The sequence below is a fragment of the Actinobacillus ureae ATCC 25976 genome, from assembly GCF_000188255.1.
Lineage (GTDB): Bacteria > Pseudomonadota > Gammaproteobacteria > Enterobacterales > Pasteurellaceae > Actinobacillus > Actinobacillus ureae.
In genome coordinates this window covers 219,382-245,421 of the sequence record NZ_GL831081.1, presented here as the reverse complement: position 1 = coordinate 245,421, position 26,040 = coordinate 219,382, and the positions used below count along the sequence as shown (strand labels likewise).

19 protein-coding genes are annotated in these 26,040 nt (G+C 39.5%); 11 read left to right on the top strand and 8 right to left on the bottom strand.

All coding sequences use genetic code 11. The annotated features are described in order from the left end of the window. Window positions 1-21: 21 nt before the first annotated feature. From HMPREF0027_RS08950 to HMPREF0027_RS08940, 3 genes are read right to left on the bottom strand one after another with little or no spacing between them, the layout of a single operon-like run. Entirely contained in the window at window positions 22-243 is a 222-nt protein-coding gene (locus HMPREF0027_RS08950) for a YnbE family lipoprotein (protein WP_005624424.1), read from the bottom strand. Continuing rightward, complete coding sequence (locus HMPREF0027_RS08945) at window positions 240-2,969, bottom strand: YdbH family protein (RefSeq protein WP_005624422.1); 2,730 nt, start codon at window positions 2,967-2,969, stop codon at window positions 240-242. Before HMPREF0027_RS08945 ends, HMPREF0027_RS08950 begins: the two co-directional genes overlap by 4 nt. Further along, window positions 2,969-3,793, bottom strand: a complete 825-nt coding sequence (locus HMPREF0027_RS08940) for a hypothetical protein (protein WP_005624419.1) — start codon at window positions 3,791-3,793, stop codon at window positions 2,969-2,971. Before HMPREF0027_RS08940 ends, HMPREF0027_RS08945 begins: the two co-directional genes overlap by 1 nt. A gap of 97 nt (window positions 3,794-3,890) precedes the next feature. Between HMPREF0027_RS08940 and gloA the strand changes: the two genes are divergently transcribed. Together gloA and rnt are read left to right on the top strand one after the other, a co-directional pair. After that, window positions 3,891-4,298 carry a lactoylglutathione lyase gene (gene gloA, locus HMPREF0027_RS08935; RefSeq protein ID WP_005624417.1) on the top strand — a complete coding sequence of 136 codons (408 nt, stop codon included), beginning with the start codon at window positions 3,891-3,893 and terminating at the stop codon, window positions 4,296-4,298. A gap of 136 nt (window positions 4,299-4,434) precedes the next feature. Further along, complete coding sequence (rnt, locus tag HMPREF0027_RS08930; protein WP_005624416.1) at window positions 4,435-5,091, top strand: ribonuclease T; 657 nt, start codon at window positions 4,435-4,437, stop codon at window positions 5,089-5,091. Window positions 5,092-5,180: 89 nt separating this feature from the next. Here the strand turns inward: rnt and HMPREF0027_RS08925 are convergent, their stop codons facing one another. Next, window positions 5,181-6,458, bottom strand: coding sequence for an NRAMP family divalent metal transporter (locus tag HMPREF0027_RS08925; RefSeq protein WP_005624414.1), 1,278 nt, complete (start codon window positions 6,456-6,458; stop codon window positions 5,181-5,183). Between the two features lie 318 nt (window positions 6,459-6,776). On the opposite strand from HMPREF0027_RS08925, the gene HMPREF0027_RS08920 reads away from it, so the two are divergent. Further along, window positions 6,777-8,102: an MFS transporter gene (locus HMPREF0027_RS08920; RefSeq protein WP_044024491.1), complete on the top strand. Its 1,326-nt coding sequence runs from the start codon at window positions 6,777-6,779 to the stop codon at window positions 8,100-8,102. 173 nt (window positions 8,103-8,275) lie between these two features. On the opposite strand, the gene fabB is transcribed toward HMPREF0027_RS08920, so the two are convergent. Then, window positions 8,276-9,493: a beta-ketoacyl-ACP synthase I gene (fabB, locus tag HMPREF0027_RS08915; RefSeq protein ID WP_005624408.1), complete on the bottom strand. Its 1,218-nt coding sequence runs from the start codon at window positions 9,491-9,493 to the stop codon at window positions 8,276-8,278. Between the two features lie 255 nt (window positions 9,494-9,748). Between fabB and HMPREF0027_RS08910 the strand changes: the two genes are divergently transcribed. From HMPREF0027_RS08910 to HMPREF0027_RS08885, 6 genes are all read left to right on the top strand, one after another. Further along, window positions 9,749-12,262 carry a class I adenylate cyclase gene (locus HMPREF0027_RS08910; protein WP_005624405.1) on the top strand — a complete coding sequence of 838 codons (2,514 nt, stop codon included), beginning with the start codon at window positions 9,749-9,751 and terminating at the stop codon, window positions 12,260-12,262. Window positions 12,263-12,310: 48 nt separating this feature from the next. Continuing rightward, on the top strand, window positions 12,311-14,173 hold the full coding sequence (locus HMPREF0027_RS08905) for a monovalent cation:proton antiporter-2 (CPA2) family protein (RefSeq protein WP_005624403.1): 1,863 nt from the start codon (window positions 12,311-12,313) through the stop codon (window positions 14,171-14,173). Window positions 14,174-14,351: 178 nt separating this feature from the next. Beyond that, window positions 14,352-16,247 carry a heme lyase NrfEFG subunit NrfE gene (gene nrfE / locus HMPREF0027_RS08900; protein ID WP_005624401.1) on the top strand — a complete coding sequence of 632 codons (1,896 nt, stop codon included), beginning with the start codon at window positions 14,352-14,354 and terminating at the stop codon, window positions 16,245-16,247. Window positions 16,248-16,268: 21 nt separating this feature from the next. Beyond that, the gene (locus HMPREF0027_RS08895) at window positions 16,269-16,802 is read left to right on the top strand and encodes a redoxin family protein (RefSeq protein WP_044024490.1); all 534 of its coding nucleotides are present in this window, start codon (window positions 16,269-16,271) and stop codon (window positions 16,800-16,802) included. Next, entirely contained in the window at window positions 16,802-17,194 is a 393-nt protein-coding gene (gene nrfF / locus HMPREF0027_RS08890) for a heme lyase NrfEFG subunit NrfF (RefSeq protein ID WP_005624396.1), read from the top strand. Before HMPREF0027_RS08895 ends, nrfF begins: the two co-directional genes overlap by 1 nt. A gap of 38 nt (window positions 17,195-17,232) precedes the next feature. Next, complete coding sequence (locus HMPREF0027_RS08885) at window positions 17,233-17,973, top strand: TPR domain-containing protein (protein WP_005624394.1); 741 nt, start codon at window positions 17,233-17,235, stop codon at window positions 17,971-17,973. 72 nt (window positions 17,974-18,045) lie between these two features. Here the strand turns inward: HMPREF0027_RS08885 and HMPREF0027_RS08880 are convergent, their stop codons facing one another. Beyond that, the gene (locus HMPREF0027_RS08880; RefSeq protein ID WP_005624393.1) at window positions 18,046-18,510 is read right to left on the bottom strand and encodes a pyridoxamine 5'-phosphate oxidase family protein; all 465 of its coding nucleotides are present in this window, start codon (window positions 18,508-18,510) and stop codon (window positions 18,046-18,048) included. A 340-nt stretch (window positions 18,511-18,850) separates the two neighbouring features. Here HMPREF0027_RS08880 and hutZ point away from each other — a divergent pair, with 340 nt between their 5' ends. Further along, complete coding sequence (hutZ, locus tag HMPREF0027_RS08875; RefSeq protein WP_005624391.1) at window positions 18,851-19,372, top strand: heme utilization protein HutZ; 522 nt, start codon at window positions 18,851-18,853, stop codon at window positions 19,370-19,372. Window positions 19,373-19,439: 67 nt separating this feature from the next. After that, a complete protein-coding gene (locus HMPREF0027_RS08870; protein WP_005624389.1) occupies window positions 19,440-22,283 on the top strand; it encodes a TonB-dependent hemoglobin/transferrin/lactoferrin family receptor in 2,844 nt (947 codons plus the stop codon). Between the two features lie 70 nt (window positions 22,284-22,353). Here the strand turns inward: HMPREF0027_RS08870 and HMPREF0027_RS08865 are convergent, their stop codons facing one another. Next, a complete protein-coding gene (locus HMPREF0027_RS08865) occupies window positions 22,354-23,511 on the bottom strand; it encodes a chorismate mutase (protein WP_005624387.1) in 1,158 nt (385 codons plus the stop codon). A 250-nt stretch (window positions 23,512-23,761) separates the two neighbouring features. Then, entirely contained in the window at window positions 23,762-25,795 is a 2,034-nt protein-coding gene (gene prlC, locus HMPREF0027_RS08860; protein ID WP_005624382.1) for an oligopeptidase A, read from the bottom strand. Between the last annotated feature and the right edge of the window lie 245 nt (window positions 25,796-26,040).

The following is a 26,040-nucleotide window of genomic DNA, read 5'->3' as shown; positions in this document are numbered from 1 at the left end:
CCCGTGCATTTTTTTATGGCTCTATTTTGTCGGTGTTGCTACCACGGCTTCCGATTTAGCCACTTTGTTATCTGAGGTTTGCAATACGGCACGAGATTTTTCATCAAATTTCACATCAATGCGGTGATCAACCACCACATTCATATTAATCGTAATCCCTTCTGCCGGCGTTTCAAGCTGTACTTTCGGCGTACAAGCGGTCAAATTTAGGCAAAAAATTGCAAAAAGTAGGCTTTTTCTCATTTTCTTTTATCTAACTGCTGGTAAATAGAATTTTCAATATTCTGTTCGACATAAGAACCTGAATTGATCATATGCCAAAGACTAAAGATATTCTCTTTATGATGATAATTAAAGTTAATTTTAGTTTTTTCTTGCTGATTAAGCTGCATTTTTAATTTGGCATCTAACGCCATTTCACCATTCGGCCCAACATTAATCAAGCTACGTAAATCGGTAATTTTCGTATCATTGAGTAAATAGAGTAATAGTCGCTCGGAATAGCCGCTGGTTTGAGAGATTGCCTGCATTAATTCCGGCTGAATTTTTAAATTCGATTGCACCGCTTGGGTCAGTAAGCCATCGCATACATAGCAAGGTTTACCTTCCAACCAAAACGGTAAGGTCGCATTTGCTTTGCCTTTTAATTCAATTTGCTGATATTGCACCAATTCGAGGATACGTTCGAAATTGATATTCGCCAGCTTTAAATAAGCAATTTGAGTCTGTGGCAAAGCAAATTGCTCAACACTCAACGCACCATCTAATAAATTCATTGAAAGTTGTTTAAGCATTAATGGCTTTTGACGGCTATAAGGATAATGTCCAAACACTTTTACATGAATATTCTCAATCGGCAAACCAATATTCAGTTGCCCGATTTTTAAGTCGATAGGCCATTTTAAACCAAAGTCAAACTCGTTATCCTGTAAGCGGTAGGGCAGGTTAAATTCAATCGCTTTCGCTTCTCCGTTCGGCATGGAAAGCGCAGCGTTACGAATGGCGAAATGCCCACCGGCAATAATACCTTTTTCCGCACTGGCGCTGAAAGCGGTTTCGCCTCGAACAGTACCGCTGGTGATTAGCCAGTGTTGACGAAACGGAATTAACGGTTGGAACACTTTTGCCGATTGTTCTTTCCAATATAATCGCCCAATCAGTTCGCTAGTGGTTTTGGTCAGTTTACGGCGAGCGAATAATTGAAGCGGTTGAATTTGTTCTGCTTGTAGCTCACCTTTTAGGTTTAAGTTTTCAATTTCACCGCTTACTTGTAATTTAGCGGAAGGTGATGGAATTTTTCCGCCGTAATCAAAGCGCATTTCCGGCGATTTGATTTGGATACCACCGTGAAGTTGCCATTTTTGATAAGCAAATTTAATTGGCTCTAGTAAACGTAATTCGGTTTTAGGAATATACACACCTTGCTGGTGAATTTTGCCTAATTCACCACTTAATTTGTTGAGTTGTACTAAATTTTTGTGCCAATTTCCTTGCCCACTAATATTGAGTTTGCTGGCTATGGTGTGGATATTGGTATCACCCCACACTCGCCATTGCCATAAATCTTGTACCGCATTTTTATCCGAAACGTCTTCAAAAAAGTCTAATTGCCCCATTTTGAAGTTTTTAGCAAAACCGTCTAAATGCAGATTGATATTTTTAAAATCGGGGCTTTCACCTTTGAATACCGAATGTAAGCGACCATTTACACCATGCTTATTAATCTGAATACCAGCAAGCGGGAAACGTAGTTCATGAATTGCCAGTAATCGTTGTTTTCCGACCAAACGTAATAGCGATTTTGGCTGAAATTTAAAACTCAGATGATCAAATTTACCGCTAAATGCTACTGGTAAAGAACTGTACAGAATGAAATCGTCATATTTCATATTACCGGTAATTTGAAACGGCATATTTAAACCATCAGCTTGTAATTCACCGTCACGGTTTTCCAATACAATATTTCCTTTACCGGCATTTTTACTTTGCGATAGCAAGTTAAAACGTAAGTAGGTTTTAATCGGATAATAATCGCCATTTGCAAAACTGTTCGGCGTGAGTTTTGCATTAATAAAGCCTTGCAGCGGAAAATCTTCCAGCCAATCCCAATAGAATTTACCCTGTTTGATTTCAAGAGTTTGTGAATCAAAACGGAATGGGAAATTTAAGCGGTTTTTCGGGGCGGTGTCGGAAGCGAAAGCCCAATCGCCGACTAACTGATTTTGTTCATCGGTTTGCCAACTGAGTAGAGAGCTGCCTTCCCTAATCACTTCATTTGCTATGATTTCTTTCGGTAAAATCCAGTGATAATCGCCTTCAAATTGTGATGGAATGGCGAACAAATTTTTTGGACTCACGTGGGTGGAAAACAGTAAATTGTGTTTTTCCTGTTTGCTTGGTTGATAGCTTAAATTGCCGGAAAGGGTTTGATTGGCAAATTCTGCGCTTAATTCGACCGCTTCTTGGCGGATTAAAGCGGTCAATTTTTGCTGAAAAAATGCAAATTTGCTGTAACTCGGCGTGGTTAGCAATTGCGCTAAACGAGGATGCAAATCATTAGGTAAATTCAGCCAATGTAACGCTTTAATTTCCGCTTCGCCCTCGGGTAACAACGCTAGAATTGGCGTAAGAGAGAAGGTTGATGATGAATCATCCGAGGTTGGTAATTGAGTTAAACATTGATAATCTAGAGTTGCTTTATCGATTGAGACCCGCTGCTGGCTATGCCAATGTACAGCAAGATTATCGACCGTAATTAAAGGACAATTTTGATAGGTGAGAGAAAATTTCGCTAAATTTGCATTTTCCAAATTAGCTTGAATACCACTGGCGGGCGTTTGAATTTGCCAGCCGTCCGGTAGAAACCAATTTGTTACCGTGGCAAGTTGCTTACCCGAAAGCAGTGTCGCACCGCCGACAATCAGCAGTGCAACAAAAGTACCGATAACGAGTAGGCTACGTTTTAGCATTAGATCATATTAGTGAATGGATAGAGCATTGCCAATAAAGTGGCTAATGTCCAGCCTAGCGGGTTTTTAATTTGTTTTTCACCTTTGCCGAGTAATAACCAAGCGAGTAAAGCGAAAATCACAAATTGTACGATAAAATAAAACACATAAGGCAATAACGCCATATCCGGCATAATTTGCAATTGTTGATACAGTACGAATGCACTCCATAAATAATTTAGCACCAACACAATTAGCGCCAACTGTACTAATAATTTAAAGAAAACATCAAGACGGCTTTTGGCCAACATTAAATACCAACCTGCAAGTAAAATACCGAGTAACAGCTGAGCAAAATTATTGGCGCGGACACCGTTAAATAAAGATGGAAGTTCAACCCAATAAATCGCCAAATACTGGATCATTCCCACCGCAAGAATACCGAAAGCACAGTAAATTAAGGTGTTCATTGGTTTTTCATGTGCGCTAAATAACCAATAAAAAATACCGCTCATCAATGACGCCACTCCGGCAAGTGCCATAGGATTGTGTTTAGGTGTAAGGCCAATTGAATAAACGAAATTGCCAAGCGCAAATACGATGAAGAATTTTAGTACGAATAACAATCTACCCGTTTGTCCTGGGCAAATTTCGCCTTTCCATAACACAAAAAATGCAATGAGGTTTGCAATAAAGAAAGCCAGCAAATACGGTGAGATAAAAATTGCGTTTTGTGGTGCAAAATAGTGATTAAGTAACATTTGCACAAACAGCATTAATACCATTGGTAATAGTGCGTGTGTGGCAACATCATATTTTTTTTCAGAATCGTGATTGTGCGACATAACTTAAAATTGATAGATAAGTAAAATTGAAAAATGATTTTGGTCTGAAATTATGCCATAATATACGCAGTTTTTTAACTTAAATGAGGAATGAACTATGCGAATTTTACATACCATGTTACGTGTAGGCGATTTAGAACGCTCTATTAAATTTTATACCGAAGTATTAGGTATGCGCTTACTTCGTACCAGCGAAAACCCTGAATATAAATATTCATTAGCATTTTTAGGCTATGCAGATGAAAGCGAAAGCGCAGTAATTGAATTAACTTATAACTGGGGCGTAGAAAGCTATGAATTAGGTACGGCGTACGGTCATATTGCATTAGGTGTTGACGATATTTATGCAACGATTGAAAGCGTGCGTGCGGCAGACGGTAAAATTACCCGTGAACCAGGCCCGGTATTAGGCGGTACGACAGTCATCGCTTTTGCGGAAGATCCGGACGGTTATAAAATTGAGTTTATCGAAAATAAAAATGCACAGGCTGCATTAGGTAATTAATTTTATTTGCCATAAGAATAGCCCTTTGGTTATTCATGGTGCAAGCGGTCAAATTTTAAGAGATATTTGCAAATTCTCTTTAAAATCCGACCGCTTTTTCTTTAAATAGGTGGAAACCACCTGTAATGAATAGACAATGACAGAACAAGTAACAGACTATAATTTATTAAAAAATCGTTTTCGTGGTTATTTACCGGTAATTATTGATGTGGAAACAGCCGGATTGAATGCACAAACAGACGCTTTATTAGAACTGGCAGCCATCACGGTAAAAATGGATGAGAACGGCTATTTAGTACCGGATCAAAAATGCCATTTTCATATTCAGCCGTTTGAAGGGGCGAATATCAATCCCGATTCGCTTAAATTTAATGGTATTGATATTGATAACCCATTGCGTGGAGCAGTGCCGGAAAATATTGCGATTCCCGAAATGTTTAAAATGGTACGCCGTGCAATGAAAGATCAAGGCTGTCAGCGTGCGGTAATTGTGGCACATAATGCGACTTTTGATCAGGCATTCGTACAAGCGGCGGTTAAGCGTATTAATGCGAAGCGTGATCCGTTTCATCCGTTTGCAATGTTTGATACCGCAACACTTGCCGGTTTTATGTATGGACAAACCGTATTAGTAAAGGCTTGCCAAATGGCAAAAATTTCGTTTGATGGTAAACAGGCGCATTCAGCTTTGTATGATACGGAAAAAACCACAGAATTATTCTGCGCAATGGTGAATCGTTTAAAAGATCTTGGCGGCTTTCCACTCGTGAGTGATAGCGAATCAGATGCATAATACGAGTAAAAATAAGCGGTCTATTTTCCTTATTTCTTTGCAAAAAAGTTAGGAAAATAGACCGCTTGTGTATTTCTAGTGCTTAGAATTTAAGCCAACATACCCAATTCATAAGCGATAAAGAGTAGGGTGAATGCTGAAAGATAGATTAAGCCTGCAATGGATAACCAAAATAATCCGCCTTTCACTTTATTTTCTCCTTTTAATACAAGTGATAGATTTAATGCAGCAAAGATTGGCGTTGAAACGAATGAAAAAATCATTGCGAAAGAAAGCATTTTTGCCACATCACTCATAAATACCGAAATAATCAGAACTCCGATAGCAGCGGTGATTGTCATCCAAATACTTAAACTTGCCGCAGTGCTTTCTTTTTTGTTTAGCAATAAACGTAAAGCTTCATTATTGGCTCGTGAATAACCGTCAATTACGGTAATGGTTGTGCCAAACATACACATAAAAGCAATGAAAGCGATCAATAATTTAGACCAATCACCGATAGCGAATGCATACATTTTAATTAATTGTGCAATATATTTTACACCCGCTTGTTCAACCGTTTCGCCCGAACCATATTGGACTAATGCGCCTAACACTAAGAATACTAAGGCGAGAATTGCAGTACCGATAAAACCGACATTGAAATCAAAAATACCGTCTCCATAGCTCACTTTATTTAAACGGCGTTTTGCCACGACCCACATTGAGTTGATCGCAGAAATCTCAATCGGTGCCGGCATCCAGCCCATTAATGCCACAATAAAACCGAGTGAAGCTAGATTCCAAGGGTTAGGCTCAATAAAATCAGGTGCGATTTGTACACCACCTTTTGATGCCGCCACAATTACCGCTGTCACCGTGGAAACGGTTAGCACAATCATAATCCATTTAGACAGTGAATCTAGAAAGCGATATTTGCCTAATAATAAAATGCCCCAAGTGATAGCAATAATAATTGCACTGGCAAGCGGAATACTCAGATCGAACTGTACACCAATGGCAGAGAATAAGAATTTTAAAATTGCAGCAGTAACGATACCTACTGCTGCTGTATTGATCATTGCTGCAATCACATTCAAGACAAAGAAAATCCATAAATAGATTTTGCCTTTTTCTTGATAGCCTTCTAATAAAGTTTTATTCGTGCTTAGCGTATATTGCACGCCAAAGCGGAAGAACGGATATTTAAATAAATTCGCTAAAATAATAATTAACGCTAATTGCCAACCATAAATTGCACCTGCTTGGGTTGAAGCAACAATATGCGAACCTCCGACTGCAGCAGATGCCATTAAAATCCCCGGTCCTATTGCTTTTAGTTTTGATTGCCAGTTTGAAACAGGTTCTAGTTGTTGTGTTTGTGTCATGTTTTCTTTCCCTTTATTGTAAAAAATTTAATACGGTTTGAGCCATTGTATGCCTAAACTCTTAAGAGAAACAATCGCTTTTTTGTGATTATTTAATTTTGTAAAAAAAATGATAAAAATTTTGTAAGCCGAAATGCGCTGGCTAAAGCATAATTATATAAGCTTGATATGAAATTAGTGGATTATGCTGAGTTTTATTGGTTTACTAGTTTTTTATAAATTTAAATTAATTTTAACCGGTTGCTGAGTTATTGCTCTAGTATGTTGAAACTGTTAGGATTCTTGCCGTTTTATAACAATTAAATGAGATTTATATTTATGTCTAACACAGCACAAAATTTAAGGAATGATCCTAAAAAAGTTGCGATTGCTTCAATGGTGGGAACAGCAATCGAATTCTTTGATTACTATATTTATGCCGCAGCAGCGGTATTAGTTTTTAATACGCAATTTTTTAAAAGTGGTGATCCGGTTTCGGATGAGTTACTTTCTCTTTCCACTTTAGCACTCGCTTTCTTCGCTCGTCCTATCGGCTCGGCGCTTTTTGGCCACTTTGGTGACAAAATCGGTCGTAAGAAGACGTTAGTCGCTTCATTGCTATTAATGGGCGGTTCAACCGTTTGTATCGGTCTTTTACCGACTTATGCGGATATTGGTATTTGGGCAACCGTGTTACTTTGTTTATGTCGTATCGGACAAGGTTTAGGTCTTGGCGGCGAATGGGGCGGCGCAGCCTTAGTTGCAACCGAAAATGCGCCGGACGGCAAACGTGCTTGGTATGGTACTTTTCCACAATTAGGTGCGCCAATCGGTTTGTTTTTAGCAAACGGAGCGTTCTTCCTTGTCAGTTACATTTGGGGGAAAGAAGGTCTTGTTGAATGGGCATGGCGTATTCCATTTATTTCATCAGTTGTGTTAGTTATGGTGGGATTATGGGTGCGTTTAACCCTACATGAAAGCCACGTATTCCGTGAAGCGGAAGAAAAAGGTAAAACCCAAAAAGCGCCGGTGAGTGCTGTGTTTAAACACCATATGAAACCGCTTATTTTAGGGACTTTCATTATGACGGCAACTTATGTGTTGTTCTATATTATGACCGCCTTTGCACAAGTTTATTCAAGAACGCCGGCAAAACTTTCTGAAGCCGGTTACCCGATGGGACTCGGTATTGAGCCGAATACCTTTACTGGTTTGTTACTATTAAGTGCGATCGTTTTTGGTGCATTTACCAGTATTTCAGGTCTTTTAGCCGATAAAGTTGGTCGCCGTAAGTTTTTATTATGGGTCACTTTTGCGATGGGCATTTTCGGTTTAGCAATGCCGTTATTCCTTTCAAACGGCACTCCGTATTCCGTATTTGCTTTCCTTGTCGTGGGGATGGCGTTGATGGGATTCACTTTCGGCCCAATGGCGGCATTATTGCCGGAGCTGTTCCCAACCGAAGTTCGTTATTCAGGTGCATCACTCGCTTACAACTTCGCTTCAATTGTTGGTGCAACCGTCGCAGCGACATTTGCCATTAAAATCAACGCAGCCTACGGCATTTTAGCTGTAGGGATCTACCTTGCGGCAAACGCAGTCTTAACTTTAATTGCGTTATTCGTATCAAAAGAAACCAAAGACCTAGATTTAACTAAAGCGTAAATTGATTTAAGGTGGTAAAAAAGGTTCCGATATGGAGCCTTTTTTGTTTTACATATAAATAACAAGCGGTCAAATTCCCTAAAGTTTTGCAAAAAATCTGAAGAATTTGACCGCTTGTAATAAGAAAAAAAGTGCGTATTAAACGCACTTTTTTACTTTATATAACTAGGTGATTAGCCGTTGTATTTTTGGAATACTAAGCAAGCATTTGTACCACCGAAACCGAAGCTGTTAGACATTACCGTTGTTAACGCTTTGTCTTGGCGCTCAGTCACGATATTTAAGCCTTCCGCTTGTTCGTCTAATGTTTCGATGTTAATGCTTGGTGCGATAAAGCCGTTATCTAACATTAATAGTGAGTAGATTGCTTCGTGTGCACCTGCTGCACCTAAAGAGTGACCTGTCATTGATTTTGTTGATGAAATCGCAGGTTTTTTATCACCGAATACGTTTTTAATTGCGCCTAACTCTTTCACATCACCAACCGGTGTAGAAGTACCGTGTACGTTAATGTATTCCACTTCACCGTTTACGGTTGCTAACGCTTGTCTCATACAACGTTCCGCACCTTCACCGCTTGGCGCAACCATGTCATAACCGTCAGAGGTCGCACCGTAACCTACGATTTCAGCATAGATTTTTGCGCCACGAGCAAGTGCGTGTTCTAATTCTTCAACCATAACAACCGCGCCGCCGCCTGCGATAACAAAACCGTCACGGTTTGCGTCATAAGCACGGCTTGCTTTAGTTGGGTTATCGTTATATTTGGTTGACACTGCACCCATCGCATCGAATTCGGTTGCACATTCCCAAGAAAGCTCTTCCGCACCGCCGGCAAACACAACATCTTGTTTACCTAATTGGATTAATTCCATGGCATGGCCGATACAGTGAGCTGAAGTTGCACACGCAGAACTGATTGAGTAGTTAACACCACGGATTTTGTATGGTGTCGCTAAACATGCCGATACGCTTGATGCCATTGTTTTGGTTACCGCATAAGGGCCAACCGCTTTCACGCCACGTGGGCCACGTACCGCATCACAAGCCACTAATTGGCTGTGTGCAGAACCGGTACCCGCACCGATAACTAGACCGGCACGATCGTTTGATACTTGATCTTCGGTTAAACCTGAATCTTCGATCGCTTCTTTCATTGAAAGATAAGCGTAAGCAGCAGCATCACCCATAAAACGATAAATTTTACGGTCGATTAATTCTGCCGGGTTTAATTTGATTGTGCCGGCAACTTGGCTACGCATACCTACTTCAGCAAATTCAGGAACGAATTCAATACCTGATTTACCTTCTTTTAATGAAGCTAAAACTTCTTCTTTATTGTTACCGATACTAGAAATAACGCCTAAACCAGTGATAACGACTCTTTTCATTTTGTTTCCTTCATCATAATTGATTTCGTAAGATATTAGATTCAGCTTACACTTGTTCGCTAAAGTAAGCTACTAAAACTTATGTATTTTACATGATTTTAGGACTGGTCTGAACTCTTTTCGCGAAAGATAGCGGTCTGATCCGAGTTGTTTTTTGCAAATTTTTGCGAGATGTCCAAAGTTACAAGGCGACTGACTTTACTTTTTTGAGTAAAATGTTAAATTGATCACATTTTTTATAACAAGGGATTTAACGTGGAAGAGTTGGAGCTATCAACGGCTTACTTACATCAGAGATTGTCTGGTGTGTCTGATGCTTTTTCTTCAATTGCTAGCCAGCTGAGTTGGTCTGTTCCTCGTATTGATGCCTTAAATGATTTTAGAATTAAACGTGCTGTAGCTGCGAATAATCCGCAGTTTCAGTACGTTTTTTCTTTATTACCCCTCCTAATTCATACCAATAGCCCCGAATTGCCGTCTTACGTGAAAAATGCACCGAGCGGTATTGCGCAGTTTCAGCTTTCGGATTTCCAACATCACTATTTAGCCAGCTTTGATTTGAGTGTTGAGACGATTGAATGTTTCTCAAAGAATCCTGCATTTGATGCTTTGTATTCAATGGGTAGTGCCGGCAGTATTACCCAAACAAGTTTATCCGATTTGGATTTATGGCTTTGTTATTCTGATCGCCTGAGTGCGGTGGAATACCAATTGATCGAGCAAAAACTTACTAAGATAAAAAATTGGGCAAAGCACTTTGATGTGGAACTCAATTTTTATTTAATGAATCCTAACCATTTCAAAGCGAATTTAGCCAGTAATGATGTGAATGCGGAACATAGCGGATCCGCACAGCATTTTTTCTTGCTGGATGAATTTTATCGTTCGGCAATTCGTTTATCCGGTAAGCGTTTGTTATGGCTTCATCTAAGTGACAAACAATATCAAAAATGTATGGAGTTGGCGGACTTTGATCAAAGTGAATGGATTGATTTTGGTGATTTTTCTTCACTTTCAACTGCAGAATTTTTCGGTGCAAGTTTATGGCAATTATATAAAGGGATTGATTGCCCGTATAAATCGGCACTTAAAATTTTATTATTGGAAAGCTATGCCGAGACTTATCCGGAAACAGCGTTAATTTCAAAAGTATTTAAGCAAAAATTGCTCAATCAAGCGCCGGAAAAATATCATTTTGACCCTTATTTAGCGATGTTGGAGCAAGTTACGGTTTATTTGACCAACCGTAAAGAATTTGTCCGCTTAGGCCACGTTAGAATGTGCTTTTATATGAAAGCTAATGAGGGCGACAAATCCGATTCTTGGCGTAAGCAGGCGTTATTAGAATTAGTGAATGGCTGGCAATGGAATGTGAACGAAATTAAATTGCTGGATAACCGTGAGAGTTGGAAGATTAAACAAGCGATTAGCCATCAACAAATTATTGTTGATTTGTTGTTGCAGAGTTATCGTAATTTAATTCATTTTGCCCGCAAGTTTCATATTGATCCAAGCATTTTAACCAATGATGTTGATACTTTAATGCGTAAGTTGTATTCGGTGTTTGAAGTATTACCGGGCAAAGTGCCGTTGATTAATCCGTATATTGCTAAAAATTTATCGGAAAGTGCCGTTACTTTTATTGAGGTAAGAGAAGGCTCTACACTGCAGTCCGGTTGGTATTTAATTAATCAAGCACCAAGAAGTCCGTACAATTCGGAATTACGTTATGTGCGCCATGCAAAGAATCTGACCAAAGTGGTGGCATGGGGCTATTTTAATGGAGTGATTACTTCAAGTACGCAATTGCATTTAATCAGCCGTAGCTTGGATTTACCAAAACTGCGCCAATTTATTACGGATTTAAGACTCTCTTTTCCGGTAACTACGCCGGTGATCAGCGAGCAGGATATGCTGCACCCGAATGAGATTCGGAGCTTAATTTTGGCGGTGAATTTAGTAAATGACCCGACCCAAAAACTAGCGGATATGCGCCGTAGCGTGCAGCCGAGCGATTTATTTAATTTCGGTTCTTCACAAGAGAATTTAGTTGGCAACGTCAGTATTATTTATCGTAATATGTGGAACGAAATTCGCACATTGCACTTTGAAGGAGATGACGCGCTCTTAAAAGCGTTAAAACTGATTTCGAATAAGATCTATCGAGGTTCGGCACCGCCGCAATCGGTCAATGTCTTTTGTTATAGCCGCCGCTTTAGAAGTGAATTGCGAGAGTTTATTGCGGATCTTGTACATCGTTGTATTACGATTCAGACCGGTACGATTTCATATCAACATTCGTTGAATACGTTGAAAGTGGCAGGGAAAACGTGGCAATTTATTTTTGGAAAGCAAAAGGTGGCGATTCAACAGATAGAGGATCAAGCGGTCGATTTTACTCAAAATTTTGCAAATGCCGCATCAAGCTCAGAAAGTAATGGCCTGGTGTTTCCACGTGAAATTGATGAATTTGCGAGTGAAGGGTTCTTACAATTCTTTTTTGAAGACAATCCAGATGGGAGCTTCAACGTTTATATTTTAGATGAAAAGAATATTTTAGAAGCCTATTACTACTGTTTCGGTGTAAAAGAAGAAAAAGTGAAAGAAATTAATCGACTGCATTCGGTAGAAGAAAATGCCGCTTTGGTAACCAGCAGTTTTAATTTTTCTCAGTTTTATCAACTTATTCGGGTTAACGGCGAAATGCAAATTGTACCGTTCCAAAGCAAACAACATAGAGACTATTTAGCGCAGTTACAAGCGGTCTAAATTGGCTAATTTTTTACATTATCATTTTAATTTATACACAACATCATTATGTCCGAAGGTATTTCTCATCTTGCCAATCCGGAATTGGCGAAAATCGTTGTTTTACTGGCAACCAGTATTACGATTGTTCCATTATTTAAGCGTATCGGTTTAGGCAGCGTATTAGGCTATTTAGTCGCCGGCTGTCTCATTGGTCCGTCCGTACTCGGTTTATTCCAAGACCCCCAAGCGGTTGTGCATTTAGCCGAACTTGGCGTGGTTATGTTCCTATTCATTATCGGTTTGGAAATGCATCCGGAGTTGCTGTGGAGTATGCGCAAAGCTATTTTTGGACGAGGCTTCTTACAGGTTGCTACTTGTGGAACGTTACTGACTTTCGCCGGTATTCATATTCTGGGGCTTAAACTGGAGGTGGCATTTATTGCTGGTGCCGGTTTTGCGTTGTCTTCCACTGCTATTGTGATGCAAGTGTTAGAAGATAAAGGGATTGCAAGCACCTTAAAAGGGCAGCGTATTGTTTCAACATTGTTATTTGAAGATCTAGCAATTGTGCCGCTGTTGGCTTCGATTGCTTTCCTATCACCGGAAGCGGAGGCAGAACTGACATTTAATTTCACTTCGATTGTGATCGCAATTGTCGGTATTATCATTTTAGTAGTGGGCAGTAAATGGGTGATGAATCCGTTGTTTCGAATGATCTCGAAAGCTAAAGTGCGTGAGATGATGACGGCAGCAGCCTTGCTGGTGGTATTAGGTGCGGCTTGGTTAATGGAAGCGAGTGGGCTTTCTATGGCAATGGGAGCATTTGTTGCCGGCGTAATTTTATCGGAGTCGGCGTTTCGCCACCAATTGGAAGCGGATATCGAGCCGTTTCGTGGCTTATTGCTCGGCTTATTCTTTATGGGCGTGGGCATGTCGCTCGATTTAAATTTTGTCTTTAATGATTTGCTATGGTTATTAAGTATTGTAGCGATATGTGTGCTGGGCAAAGCTTTGGTTGTGTATGCGATTGCCCGTTTAACACGTTTGAGCTATAGAGAATCAATGATGCGAATGTCGATTATGGCGCACGGTGGTGAATTTGCATTCGTATTATTTTCGGCGGCGGCAGCAATCGGTTTATTTAATCAAGATCAGCAAGCAACGTTTACGGCGGCAGTGATTGTTTCAATGTTGATTTCTCCGTTGGTTGTGCTGTTTGTACAACGTGTAATGATGCGAAAATCCGCCCAAGAAGCACCGAATATGACGGATATTGAGATTGCCGAAGATCTGGAAAATAACGTATTGGTGATTGGCTTTGGACGATTTAGCCAAATCGTATGTCAAACTTTATTAGCGAGAGGCATTACGGTAACAGTGATTGATTCCAGCACAGATCGTATTCGTGCGGCGGCGAGTTTCGGTTTTAAAGTGTACTATGGGGACGGTACTCGCTTAGATGTATTACGAGCCAGCGGTTTGGCTAAAGTGGACTGTGTGGTATTAGGCATCAATAATCCGGAACGCAGCGCACTCATTGTTGAACAGATTAAACAAGAGTTTCCGTTAACGCCGATTTTAGCTCGAACCTATGATCGTCATAGTGCGATTGAATTAACCAAATTACACGTTGATTTCCAAACTCGCGAGACATTTGAATCGGCTTTAGTGTTAAGTAAAGCGGCGATGATGAAATTAGGCGTTGATGATGTTGAAGCAGACAGTGTGATAGAAAGCGTCCGAGCTTTGGATAAAGAGCGCTTTAAAGAAGAGTTAATTTATGGTTCTTCGGTTGAAATTGTACGCAAATACTTTACACCAAAACCGTTTGTGAAACCGCAACAAGAAGCGGAAGCGCTGAATGAATCTGCTGCAGAAATTTTAGCAGAGGACGAGAGCGATCAGACGGTGAACAGTGAAAATAAATAGCAGCTAATTTATCGAATCGATAAAATTCGGATTAGATCAAATCTTTTTACAACAAAGGGCGAGTTATCGCCCTTTTCATTTACATGATGCTAACAACTCTTTATGATGGCATGGCTATGAAAAACACGTATTTCGGTTAGCATTCGTTTGTCTTTATAGAATTAGATAAGGTTTATTTATGCTCCCTGAGTTGGGTTATTTTGCATTGATTTTGGCTACGGTCGTAGCTGTTTTTCAAATGGGTTTATCATTGTGGGGCGAACTATTTAAACGCCCGCAATTGTTGAGTTTGAATCCGTTATTTAGCGGAGTACAGGCGCTATGTTGCATTGTCTCGTTCGGGACGTTGGCGCACGCATTTTTGAGCGATGATTTTTCTGTCATTTATGTTGCGCAGCATTCCAATAGTCAATTACCGGACTTTTTTAAATTTGCGGCGACTTGGGGCGGGCATGAAGGTTCAATGTTGTTTTGGCTCAGCGCATTAACCCTTTGGACAGGTGTATTTTGCATTTTTTCCGATAAATCCGACCGCTTGTTTAACTACCGTACCCAAGCGATGCTAGGGTTGATTAGCCTTGGCTTTATGCTGTTTATCTTATTGGTTTCCAATCCGTTTGAACGTAGTTTCCCACCGCCACCGGAAGGGCGAGATTTAAATCCGATGCTACAGGATGTCGGGTTGATCTTTCATCCGCCGTTACTTTATTTGGGCTATGTCGGCTTTGCGGTAAGTTTTGCGATGATTGTGGCGAGTTTACTTTCCGGTGTATTAGATGCGGCAACTGCACGCTGGATTCGTCCGTGGGCAATGATTTCATGGGGATTTTTGACTGCCGGTATTATTTTAGGCGCTTGGTGGGCGTACTATGAGTTAGGCTGGGGCGGCTGGTGGTTCTGGGATCCGGTCGAAAACGCTTCGTTAATGCCATGGCTATTAGGTACGGCATTAATTCATTCCTTAATTGTGAGCGAGCAAAGAGGTATTTTTAGCTATTGGACGATTTTATTAGCCATTTTTGCTTTCGCATTGAGTTTGCTCGGGACTTTTATTGTTCGTTCTGGTGTTCTGACCTCGGTACATGCTTTTGCGGTTGATCCGGATCGCGGTATGGCATTACTAATTCTATTTTTCAGTTTAAGTTTTATTGCATTAGCGCTATTCGCTTTCCGTGTAAATTTATGGCAAGGCGAGGTGCGTTTCCGCTTGTTCTCAAAAGAAACCAGCTTTCTGTTGTTGAACGGATTATTGACGATTGCTACTTGTGCTGTGGTACTCGGTACGTTTTATCCGATGATTTTTACTGCAATGAATTGGGGTTCAATTTCAGTCGGTGCGCCTTATTTCAATAGCATATTTGTGCCGTTAGCCGTATTTTTGATGTTAGCGATGGGACTGGCAGTGATCTTGCGTTGGAAACAAATCCCGTTCAAAATGATTTTATTAAAACTGGCGTTCTTACTGGTTGCATTAGGATTGGCGGTCGGGTTGATTCAACATACGATTGCGCAAACGCAACTATATCAATTCGAGCTATTACCTTTATTATTTGTAACGTTAGCTATGTGGATCATTTTGACCCATATTCCTTATTTGCAATATATGTGGCAAATTCGACCGCTTGCAATGCGTTTAGCGCATATCGGTTTTGCCATTTGTGTAATTGGCGCAATGATGAATAGTTATTATGGCGATGAGATTGGCGTGCGCCTCAAGCCGGATCAACAAGCGAATTTAGCCGGTTTTACTTTCCATTATGAAGGTTATCGTGATGTTATCGGAGCCAACTATACAGCGGAGCAAGCGATTTTTAGTATTACTAAAGCGGGAGAAGAATTAGCACTAGTCATACCGGAGCGCCGTTATTATGATGTGAGAACCATGACAATGGCGGAAGTCGGTTTGTATCATCATGGCTTAGATGATGTGTATATCGTAATGGGCGATAAATTCGGTAACTTAGAATATGCGTTCCGCTTACATTATAAGCCTTATGTCAGAGCATTATGGCTTGGCGGTATTATAATGGTTATTGCCTCAATTTTGGCGCTGTTTGGGTATCGCCATAAATAAATTTTATGATGGATGAATAAGATGAAAAAAGCCTTTTTGTTTTTGCCTTTATTATTATTGGTTGCTTTAGTGGCATTTCTTACCGTGCCGCTAATGAATAAAGACGCATTAGCGCCGACCGAAGATTGGCGAGATAAACCGTTTCCTGAATTTGTCGGTAAGAATTTATTAGATCCGCACGCACGTTTAAATAATAACAGCTTACCGAAAGAGCCTTATATTCTGAATGTGTGGGCAAGCTGGTGTACTTGGTGTATTAAAGAATTTCCGATTTTATTAAAGCTTAAAGAGCAAGGCGTTCCGATTGTCGGTTTAACTTATACCGATGAGCCGAATGCGGCGAGAGCGGCATTAAATCGTTGGGGAAATCCGTTTAGCCTGATTATTGATGATTATGAACGTGGCTTTTTAATTCAAACGTTAAAAGTCTCTTCTGCGCCTTCAAGTTATTTAATTGATAAACACGGGATCGTACGTTATCAGCAAAAAGGTTATAACCCAGACTTTGAAAAAGATTTTCTTCCTCGTTTAGAAGCGTTACGTAAGGAACCTTAATGAAACTTTTGCAAAAAATTTGGCTTTTTTTACCGCTTGTATTGAGTGGTATTGCACAAGCGGAAATGGTTGATACCTTCCAATTTCAGCGAGAGTCAGACCGAGTAAGAGCGGTGGCATTAGCGAAGTCATTGCGTTGTCCGCAATGTCAAAATCAAAACCTGGTGGAATCGAATGCCACTATCGCTTATAAATTACGTTTAGAAGTCTATGAAATGGTCAATCAAGGTAAAAGCGATGAAGAAATTATTCAAATTATGACCAATCGTTTCGGCCATTTTGTGAATTACGATCCGCCGGTTAATGCTCAAACTTGGGTATTATGGGGAATGCCGTTTGGATTATGTTTAATGTTATTAAGCCTAATTATTTGGCGCACGAAAAAGAAATAGTAACTCGTATTTATTGAAGCGAATTTGATGACGATAAGATGAAAACAAGAGCAGAAATTAATCACGAAAATTATCAGCAAGCGGTTAAATTTGCCGAAAATTTTGCAGATGAGCTGAAAGCGGAGTATCTCAATGAAGCAGAACAACGCTACCAATTTGAGCGGCAATCCCCTCAATCTTTGCAAAGTTTTGCTAAAAATAGACCGCTTGTCGGGCTATTTTTATTGGTGTTGAGCTTTATGATGGCTGCTATTTTTTATTGGCAAACGGAACGTTATCAGATAGTGAACCGAGGTGAGCAGTTGCATCAAGCTTTTCAAATCCAAGTAGGGCAAGAAGATAAAGAACAGAAAAATAATCGTTATGTTTTAAGTCTACAAGATCGCTTACGAGAAAACCCGAATAACGGGGAATTGTGGTATGAGTTGGGGCAAGCTTACGCTTTAAATAATGATTTTGGTTCTGCTTTAATTTGTTATGATAATGCGCAAAAAGTGTTGGGTGAGAAAGCGGCTATTTTCGGTGCAATGGCAACTGCCAAATATTATCAAGAGGAAAAAAAGATTTCTCCCCAGACACAGCAATGGCTTGATAAAGCGTTGAGCTTAGATAAAAAAGAGAGTACAAGTTTACTGTTGCTTGCTTCTCACGCCTATTCGAATAAGCAATATCAGCAGGCGATTGATTTCTGGCGACAAGTGCTTGATGGAGAGAATGAATCAATCGATCGTAGAGCGATCATTCAAAGTATTGAAATGGCTCGTCAATCTCTGAAATAAAAATTAACAGCCCCTGAAAAGCAAACTCTTAAAGAGTGATTTTCAGGGGCTATTTTATTTATGTTTCACTGTCTATTCTTGTTTTTGTATGGTTTGAAAATCATCGCATACTTCTGGATCACCTTTTTTCCATTTCATTTTGCCAAATTTACCGAGTGAATTATCAATAAGACGAACTTGTTCTAATTGTACTTCCCAAATAGGCAACTCATCATCGACATAAGGTTTAAGTTCCGCCTTATATAATTCTTTTGCAGTTTGCGCATCTTCGCCGCTTAAACGATTTGCCGTACCGAGAAATTGGATACCTTGAATGGAAGAGTGAAAGCGGGTTGGAGAGAAAATAGTGCTGGTGACTTTAGGATTCTTATGCACGATTTTAGAATGGGTGGTTTGTTCTGAGCTGATATAGATTAAGCGACAATTAGCTTCATCAAATTTATAAAAACATGCAAAAGCCCAAGGTTGGTTATTTTCTGTCACAGACAAGGTGCAGAGGTATTTTTTATTGAGAAAATTAGCTATGCGTTTCTGCATATGAACCCCTATTTATTAATAAGTGTAAGATATGTCAATTTTTAAATGTTTTGACATATTGCTAAATAAGCAAAATCCTTTTTGGCGAAGTAAATATTCAAGAAGAATAGATTCATTTAGACACAAAGTTGTAAGTTTAGTAAAGTGAAAAGCCCTTTAGGGGTGATTAATTACTCTTAAATTCAAAGAGATACAACCACTGTTTGAGCATTTGTTCGTCAAAAGTAAAAATTTACATTTTTAACATTGCGAAAAAAAACAGTATAAATATAATTAAAAATAATTTGTATTAACAATATATGCTGATAAAACTTACATAAATTTTAGAGAAGGAGATCTTATGCCTGCGACTAATCGCCAAGAAGTCTTACAAAATCGTTTAGGACCAGAAATTCAAGAATTAAAAGAAAATATTCAAACTATTGTTCTTTCAACAGTGGATAAAAACGGTAACCCGAATGTGAGCTATGCGCCTTTTGTGATCAATAATGGTGAATACCAAGTTCTTATTTCAAAAATTGCTCGTCATGCACGTAATTTAATTGAAGTACCGAAAGTATCACTAATGTTAATTGATGATGAATCTAAAAGCCGCCAAATTTTTGCGCGCCGCCGTTTAACTTTTGATGCGACTTCACGTTTAATTGAGCGTGAAGATGAAGAGTGGGAAAGCGGTTTGAAAGCATTGAAAGCTCGCCATGGCGATCTTATTGATGAGCTTTCGAAAATGAAAGATTTCAAATTATTTAGCTTTAAACCGACACAAGGGCTTTTCGTAAAAGGCTTTGGTAAAGCGTTTGAAGTTAGCCCGGATGATCTAGTGAATATTGTTCACTTAGATGAAGGTCATAAAACAGAATAAATACATTATTAAACGTTTACTGTGCTGGTGGTTTGCTGGCACAGTTTTTTATTTCACCTAAAGGAGAATGATTGTGATTAAGCTTCGTTTTAATCTGTCTATTGCAGCACTTTGTATTTTGCAATACAACATTGCATTAGCGCAAGAACAAGTACAGCTCGATACTGTTATTGTGAAGGAGGGGATTCAGCAACAAAAAATTGCTGAAATCAAAAAATCCGCAAAACAACTTGCAAAACAACAAGTGCAGGATTCACGAGATCTTGTTCGTTATGAAACCGGCGTAACGGTGGTTGAAACCGGACGTATGGGCAGTAGCGGTTATGCCGTGCGAGGCGTAGATGAGAATCGTGTTGCAATTACAGTAGACGGCTTACATCAAGCTGAAACACTTTCGTCTCAAGGGTTTAAAGAATTATTTGAAGGGTACGGTAACTTTAATAATACGCGTAACTCGGTAGAAATCGAAACATTAAAACAAGCAACAATTCGTAAAGGTGCGGATTCGGTACGAGCCGGAAGCGGTGCTTTAGGCGGTGCGGTGATGTTTGAAACCAAAGATGCTCGCGATTTTTTAACGGAAAAAGATTACCACTTTGGCTATAAAACAGGTTATTCCAGTGCTGATAATCAAAAAGCCAATTCTGTGACGTTTGCAGGTCGTTATAAAAACTTTGATATTTTAGCGTTAAAAACTTGGCGTGACGGTCATGAATTAGAAAATTATGATTACAAGACAGCAGACGGTAGTGTACAGGGAAAAGAACGAGAAAAAGCCGATCCTTATTCAATTAAGAAAGACAGTACTTTAATTAAATTCGGCTATTCACCTTCGGATAATCATCGTTTTAGTGTGGTAGCAGATTTGTATGAGAAGAAAAATAGAGGGCACGACTTTTCTTATAACTTAAAACAGACTACCTACATTAATGTTGACGAATATGAATTACGTCATACGAATGATAAAAGCAAGCGCCAAAATTATGCGTTTGTGTATGAGAATTTTAGTGCGAATCCATTATGGGATACGTTAAAACTTACTTATTCTACGCAAAAAATTAAGAATCGAGCTAGAACGGATGATTATTGTGACGGTTCCCATTGCAAGGAAACCAGTAACGCAGCGGGCTTACAGTTAAAAGACGGCAAAGTAGTGGATAGAGACGGCAATCAGCCGAAGTTAGGCGTTGACAAATCGGGGCTAACTACAATTACAGATTCAAAAGGTACTTACACTGAAGGTGTAAATTTGGTGAGAGATTATTGGTTTGATTGTAGTATTTTTGACTGTAATAAGTCTGTGACGGCCTATAAAAAAAGCTATTATAATGGCATTACATCTGAACAAGTTGCTTTAGATAAAATCTATACGGATGAGAAAGGACGAAAATTTGCGGCAATTACTAATAAGCAATTCAATTATGTTCTATTACCGGAAAGCAAAGGTTATACGGAAAATATTTATACTGAACGAGATTTAGACACGGATACGAAGCAACTTAACCTTGATCTGACAAAATCACTTTCTTTATTTGGTCAAGAACATTCGCTGGAATACGGTGGTAGTTACAACCATACTGAGAAAAAAATGGTTAACCGTAGTGGTTTCGGTGCAACGAGTAATACTCAATGGTGGACAATGCGTTTCCTTGGTATGAGGAATGACTTCTTTAAAGGAACGGAAGAAGTCATTACTTGTAAAAATGCGACCGGTAGCGATCAATGGAATGGCTTAATTTGCCCGAATGAAGATACGTTTTCGTTCTTAATTCCGGTTGAAGCGAAAAATGGTTCATTATATTTTGCGGATAATTTGAAAGCGAATGACTATTTAAGTTTTGATATCGGCTACCGCTATGATGATATTAGCTATAAGCCTAAATATGTTGCGGGACAAACGGCGAAGATTCCGGATGATATGCTGCAAGGCTTATTTGTGCCGTTACCGGAACGGCCGTCAAAAGAGCAGATTCGCCAAAATGCGGAAGAAAATATTAAATATTTATCACGTAATGTTAAATATCAAAAACATTCTTATTCATTAGCGGCAACTGCGGATCCGTTTAGCTTCTTGCGCGTACAAGTTAAATACGCAAATGGATTTAGAGCACCGACTTCTGATGAGCTTTATTTTACCTTTAAGCACCCGGATTTTACCGTATTGCCTAATGTGGATCTTAAATCTGAGCGTGCAGAGACGAAAGAAGCCGCATTAACTTTACATGGTGATTTAGGCTTTATTACAACCAGTTACTTTAAAACGGATTATGATAATTTTATTGATTTGAAGTATCTTGGTCCTAAAAATCTAATGAATGCTTTCGGCGGCAGTGCAACGGCAAGACCTTATCAAATTTATCAAAATGTAAACCGTCAAGAGGCTAGAGTTAACGGCCTAGAAATTAGTTCTAAATTGAATTTCGGGCAATTATGGCAAGCTTTAGAAGGGTTCAACGCAAGTTATAAATACACTTATCAAAAGGGTAAGATGGAGGGGAATTTACCGCTTAATGCGATTCAGCCGAGAACTTCTGTGTTTGGTTTAGGTTATGCACATCCGGAAGATAAATTCGGTGTAGATGTATATGTAACTCGTGTAAGTGCGAAGAAAGCGGAAGATACTTACAATATGTATCACAGCGAAGAAAAAGCAAAAGACAGCTACTTAAAATGGCGTAGCGATGCTTATACGTTGTTAGATATGATTGCTTATGTTAAACCGTGGAAAAATGTCACCTTGCAAGCAGGTGTTTATAATTTACAGAATCGAAAATATCTGACTTGGGAATCAGTTCGTTCAATTCGTCCGTTTGGTACGAGTAACTTGATTAACCAAGCAACAGGTAAAGGCTTAAATCGTTTCACTGCTCCGGGAAGAAACTTTAAGTTAACTGCAGAGGTAACTTTCTAAATAAAATGCCCGATAAATCATCGCTTATCGGGCATTTTTTTGCAAAAAGATCTTAAAATTCAACCGCTTGTTATAGCTTTACCGGCTCAATAATTTCGCTCGGGTAACAGCCTAAGACTTTGATGTAACTGGTTACGCTTTCTAATGCTTTTAGAGCTTGTTGCGTGTTTTCAGCATGCGTATTCGCTTCCAATTCCACATAGAACATTTCTTCCCAAGGCTTGCCGTAAATTGGACGAGATTCCAATTTTGTCATACGAATCTGATATTGTTTGAATACCATTAACGCATCCGCTAATGCACCGGCTTGTTGTGAAGTGGTCATTAATAACAAAGTTTTAGTTTGTACTTGCGGCGAAACGTTAATCGCTTGTTTTGCTACCACGATAAAGCGCGTGATATTGTTTTGTTGGTTGGCGATATCGGTTTTGATATTGGTTAAGCCGTAGAGCTTACCGCCATCCTCATTGCCTAATGCGACAATATTCGGTTTATTTAAGCGAGCAACCATTTGCATTGCGTGTGAACTGCTTTCGCAATATTTGATATGAACTTTATTCAGGCTTTGAATAAACTGGCTGCATTGTTGGATTACCTGTGGGTGGCTGTACAAGGTATCAATTTCAGCTAAGTCAATCTTAGCATTTGCCAATACGCAGTGTTTGATCGGATAAGCCAATTCGCCGACCACCGCTAAATCGGTATGTTGCAGTAAGTCATACACGTCATTGATTGAACCTGAAGTGGTGTTTTCAAGCGGAAGCACACCAAATTCAGCTTCACCTTCACTTACCTTATCAAATACTTGTTGGAACGAATCACAACTCAATTCAATTAAAGAACCTTGATATTTTTTCGCAAATTGACGAGATGCCATATTGGAATAAGAACCACGCATACCTAAAAAGGCAATCGATACATTCTGTTCTTTCTGCTCGTTTAATTTATTTTGCAGATAATTTTGCTGAGTCAACACGGAATCTTCAATAATACGTTGGAAAATTTGTGTGACATATTGCGGATCTAATTGGTAATTTTCCGCTTCGGCATGGCTTACCAATGCTTGTAATAGCGCTTTTTCTCGTTCGATATCACGTAGCGGCTTTTGTGTGATCTCTTTGCTACGTACCACATCAAAAGCGAGACGATGACGTTCGGCAAGTAATTTCAGTAAATAGCGATCAAGTTGGGTAATTTGCTGGCGGATATTGGATAAATCTAATGACATCGTGTTTTCTCTTAATTATTTGATTTATCAAGATTATAGCGATTTCGTTGATAAAAAAAAGATAAGCGGTCAAATTTGCAAGATTTTTTGCAAATTTGACCGCTTTAATACACTTACTATTCTAGAAAATTAATGTTGTTCTTTTACGCTTAATTTCAGTGAAATAGCTATTGATATTGCGAGGAGAGTGACTATGCCAATCCCGATTGTCATCCACATAATTTCTTCCTTATACTTGAATAGAACGATATTAACTCGCAATACCCTTATGGCGTAATAGTGCATCTAAGGTTGGTTTACGACCACGGAAGCGTTCAAACAATACCATCGGTTCTTCCGAACCGCCACGAGTCAGAATATTATCTAAATAAGACTGACCGGTAGCTCGGTTGAAAATACCATCTTCTTCAAATTTCGCAAAGGCATCCGCCGATAATACTTCCGCCCATAAGTAACTGTAATAACCTGCTGCATAGCCACCTGCGAAAATATGGCTAAAGCTATGCGGCGTACGTACCCATTCAGGTGTGCGAACCACTGCAACATCCGCCTTCACTGCTTTTAATGTATCTAAGACTAAGCCTTCACGAGGTTGTGCCAAATGCAAGCGGAAATCGAATAAACCGAATTCTAACTGTCTTAGCACAAACATTGCCGCTTGGAAGTTTTTCGCTTTGAGTAACTGGGTTAATTTATCCTTTGGTAACGGTTCGCCGGTTTGATAATGCCCTGAAATAAATTCAAGCGCTTCCGCTTCCCAACACCAGTTCTCTAAGAATTGGCTCGGTAGTTCTACCGAATCCCACGGCACACCATTAATACCGGCAACATCGCCGACATCAATTTGGGTGAGCATATGGTGGATACCGTGACCGAACTCATGGAATAAGGTAGTGACTTCGTCATGCGTAAAGAGTGCCGGTTTGTCGCCAATCGGTTTATTAAAGTTACAAGTTAAGTATGCCACCGGTTTTTGTAACGAACCGTCCGCTAAACGTTTTTGGTTGATACAATCGTCCATCCACGCACCGCCACGTTTATTTTCACGTGCGTATAAATCTAAATAGAATGAACCACGCTCTTCGTTTTGCTCATCGTAAATTTGGAAAAAACGTACGTCTTCGTGCCAAGTATCAATGCCGAATTTTTCTTCGATACGTAAGCCAAAAATACGTTTCATTAATTCAAATAAGCCTGAAAGTACGCGATCTTCCGGGAAATACGGACGAAGTTCTTCATCATTGATTGCATATAACGCTTGTTTTTGCTTTTCACTATAGAATGCAATATCCCACGGCTGAAGTTCGGTTACGCCGTATTCTTGTTCAACAAAGGCGTGTAGTTCCGCTAATTCTTTTTCACCTTGTGCTTTTGAACGTTTGGCTAAATCTTCTAAGAAATCGACAACTTGTTGCGGGTTCTCCGCCATTTTGGTAGCAAGAGAAAGATCAGCATAAGTTTCAAAACCTAATAATTGCGCCATTTCTAAACGTAATTTGAGTTTCTCATTGATATTTTCCGAGTTATCCCATTTGCCTGCATTTGAGCCTTGATCAGAAGCACGGGTTGCATACTCTTTATAAATTGCTACACGTAATTCACGGTTTTCGCAGTAAGTCAGTACCGGATAGTAACTTGGGAATTCTAAAGTAAAGCGGTAACCTTTTTTACCTTTGCTTTCCGCAGAAAGTTTTGCCGCTTCTAAGGCGGATTCAGGCAAGCCTTGAAGCTGTGCTTCGTCTGTGATCACGATATCCCAGCCCATTGTGGCATCAAGGACATTATTACTGAATTGCGAGCTGAGTTCAGATAAACGGGCAGACACTTCGCCATAACGTTTTTGTTTATCTGCGGGTAATGAAATCCCTGAAAGTTCGAAATCACGTAGACTGTTTTCAATCGCTTTTTTCTGTGCAAGCGAATAGCTCTCAAACTCCGGTGAGTTTTTAAGTTTTACATAGCCTTGATATAAGCCTTGGTGTTGTCCCGCCCAAGTACTGTATTCGGAAAGTAGCGGTAAGCAAGCCTGATAAGCTTCACGTAATTCCGGCGAGTTTTTTACCCCGTTTAAATGACCGATAGGCGACCACGCACGCGCAAATTTATCGCCGGCGATGGCTTGTGGCATATAGAAATTCTCCCAGGTTGGGTTTTCGATTTGGGCAACTTGTTCAATAGTATCACGACATTCTTTAATCACTGCTTCTACTGCAGGTTGGATATGCTCCGGTTTGATTTGTGAAAAGGCAGGCAAACCGGTGTAATTTAAAAGAGGATTAGACATTGTTTATTTCCTTTTTATTGGTCGAAATGAGTAATTAGTCTTAGCATCATACACCAAAGTTTCATAGAAACCGAAATCACGAGGAATTTTTTAATTATTTTATATGTAACTTGTTTGGTGAGGATAAATCATACTCAATAATTATGTATAATTTTTTTAAGGTTATTATTGCAAATTAGGGGATAGTGGACAAAATTGAGTCTACAAAGTGGGTTAAAACCTTGTACTATAAGGCTTTAACCCAC

What these genes read in the sequence shown, in the direction of transcription:
- HMPREF0027_RS08950 (WP_005624424.1), bottom strand. Translation starts at nt 243, where the DNA reads ATGAGAAAAAGCCTACTTTTTGCAATTTTTTGCCTAAATTTGACCGCT.
- HMPREF0027_RS08945 (WP_005624422.1), bottom strand. Translation starts at nt 2,969, where the DNA reads ATGCTAAAACGTAGCCTACTCGTTATCGGTACTTTTGTTGCACTGCTG.
- HMPREF0027_RS08940 (WP_005624419.1), bottom strand. Translation starts at nt 3,793, where the DNA reads ATGTCGCACAATCACGATTCTGAAAAAAAATATGATGTTGCCACACAC.
- gloA (WP_005624417.1), top strand. Translation starts at nt 3,891, where the DNA reads ATGCGAATTTTACATACCATGTTACGTGTAGGCGATTTAGAACGCTCT.
- rnt (WP_005624416.1), top strand. Translation starts at nt 4,435, where the DNA reads ATGACAGAACAAGTAACAGACTATAATTTATTAAAAAATCGTTTTCGT.
- HMPREF0027_RS08925 (WP_005624414.1), bottom strand. Translation starts at nt 6,458, where the DNA reads ATGACACAAACACAACAACTAGAACCTGTTTCAAACTGGCAATCAAAA.
- HMPREF0027_RS08920 (WP_044024491.1), top strand. Translation starts at nt 6,777, where the DNA reads ATGTCTAACACAGCACAAAATTTAAGGAATGATCCTAAAAAAGTTGCG.
- fabB (WP_005624408.1), bottom strand. Translation starts at nt 9,493, where the DNA reads ATGAAAAGAGTCGTTATCACTGGTTTAGGCGTTATTTCTAGTATCGGT.
- HMPREF0027_RS08905 (WP_005624403.1), top strand. Translation starts at nt 12,311, where the DNA reads ATGTCCGAAGGTATTTCTCATCTTGCCAATCCGGAATTGGCGAAAATC.
- nrfE (WP_005624401.1), top strand. Translation starts at nt 14,352, where the DNA reads ATGCTCCCTGAGTTGGGTTATTTTGCATTGATTTTGGCTACGGTCGTA.
- HMPREF0027_RS08895 (WP_044024490.1), top strand. Translation starts at nt 16,269, where the DNA reads ATGAAAAAAGCCTTTTTGTTTTTGCCTTTATTATTATTGGTTGCTTTA.
- nrfF (WP_005624396.1), top strand. Translation starts at nt 16,802, where the DNA reads ATGAAACTTTTGCAAAAAATTTGGCTTTTTTTACCGCTTGTATTGAGT.
- HMPREF0027_RS08885 (WP_005624394.1), top strand. Translation starts at nt 17,233, where the DNA reads ATGAAAACAAGAGCAGAAATTAATCACGAAAATTATCAGCAAGCGGTT.
- HMPREF0027_RS08880 (WP_005624393.1), bottom strand. Translation starts at nt 18,510, where the DNA reads ATGCAGAAACGCATAGCTAATTTTCTCAATAAAAAATACCTCTGCACC.
- hutZ (WP_005624391.1), top strand. Translation starts at nt 18,851, where the DNA reads ATGCCTGCGACTAATCGCCAAGAAGTCTTACAAAATCGTTTAGGACCA.
- HMPREF0027_RS08870 (WP_005624389.1), top strand. Translation starts at nt 19,440, where the DNA reads ATGATTGTGATTAAGCTTCGTTTTAATCTGTCTATTGCAGCACTTTGT.
- HMPREF0027_RS08865 (WP_005624387.1), bottom strand. Translation starts at nt 23,511, where the DNA reads ATGTCATTAGATTTATCCAATATCCGCCAGCAAATTACCCAACTTGAT.
- prlC (WP_005624382.1), bottom strand. Translation starts at nt 25,795, where the DNA reads ATGTCTAATCCTCTTTTAAATTACACCGGTTTGCCTGCCTTTTCACAA.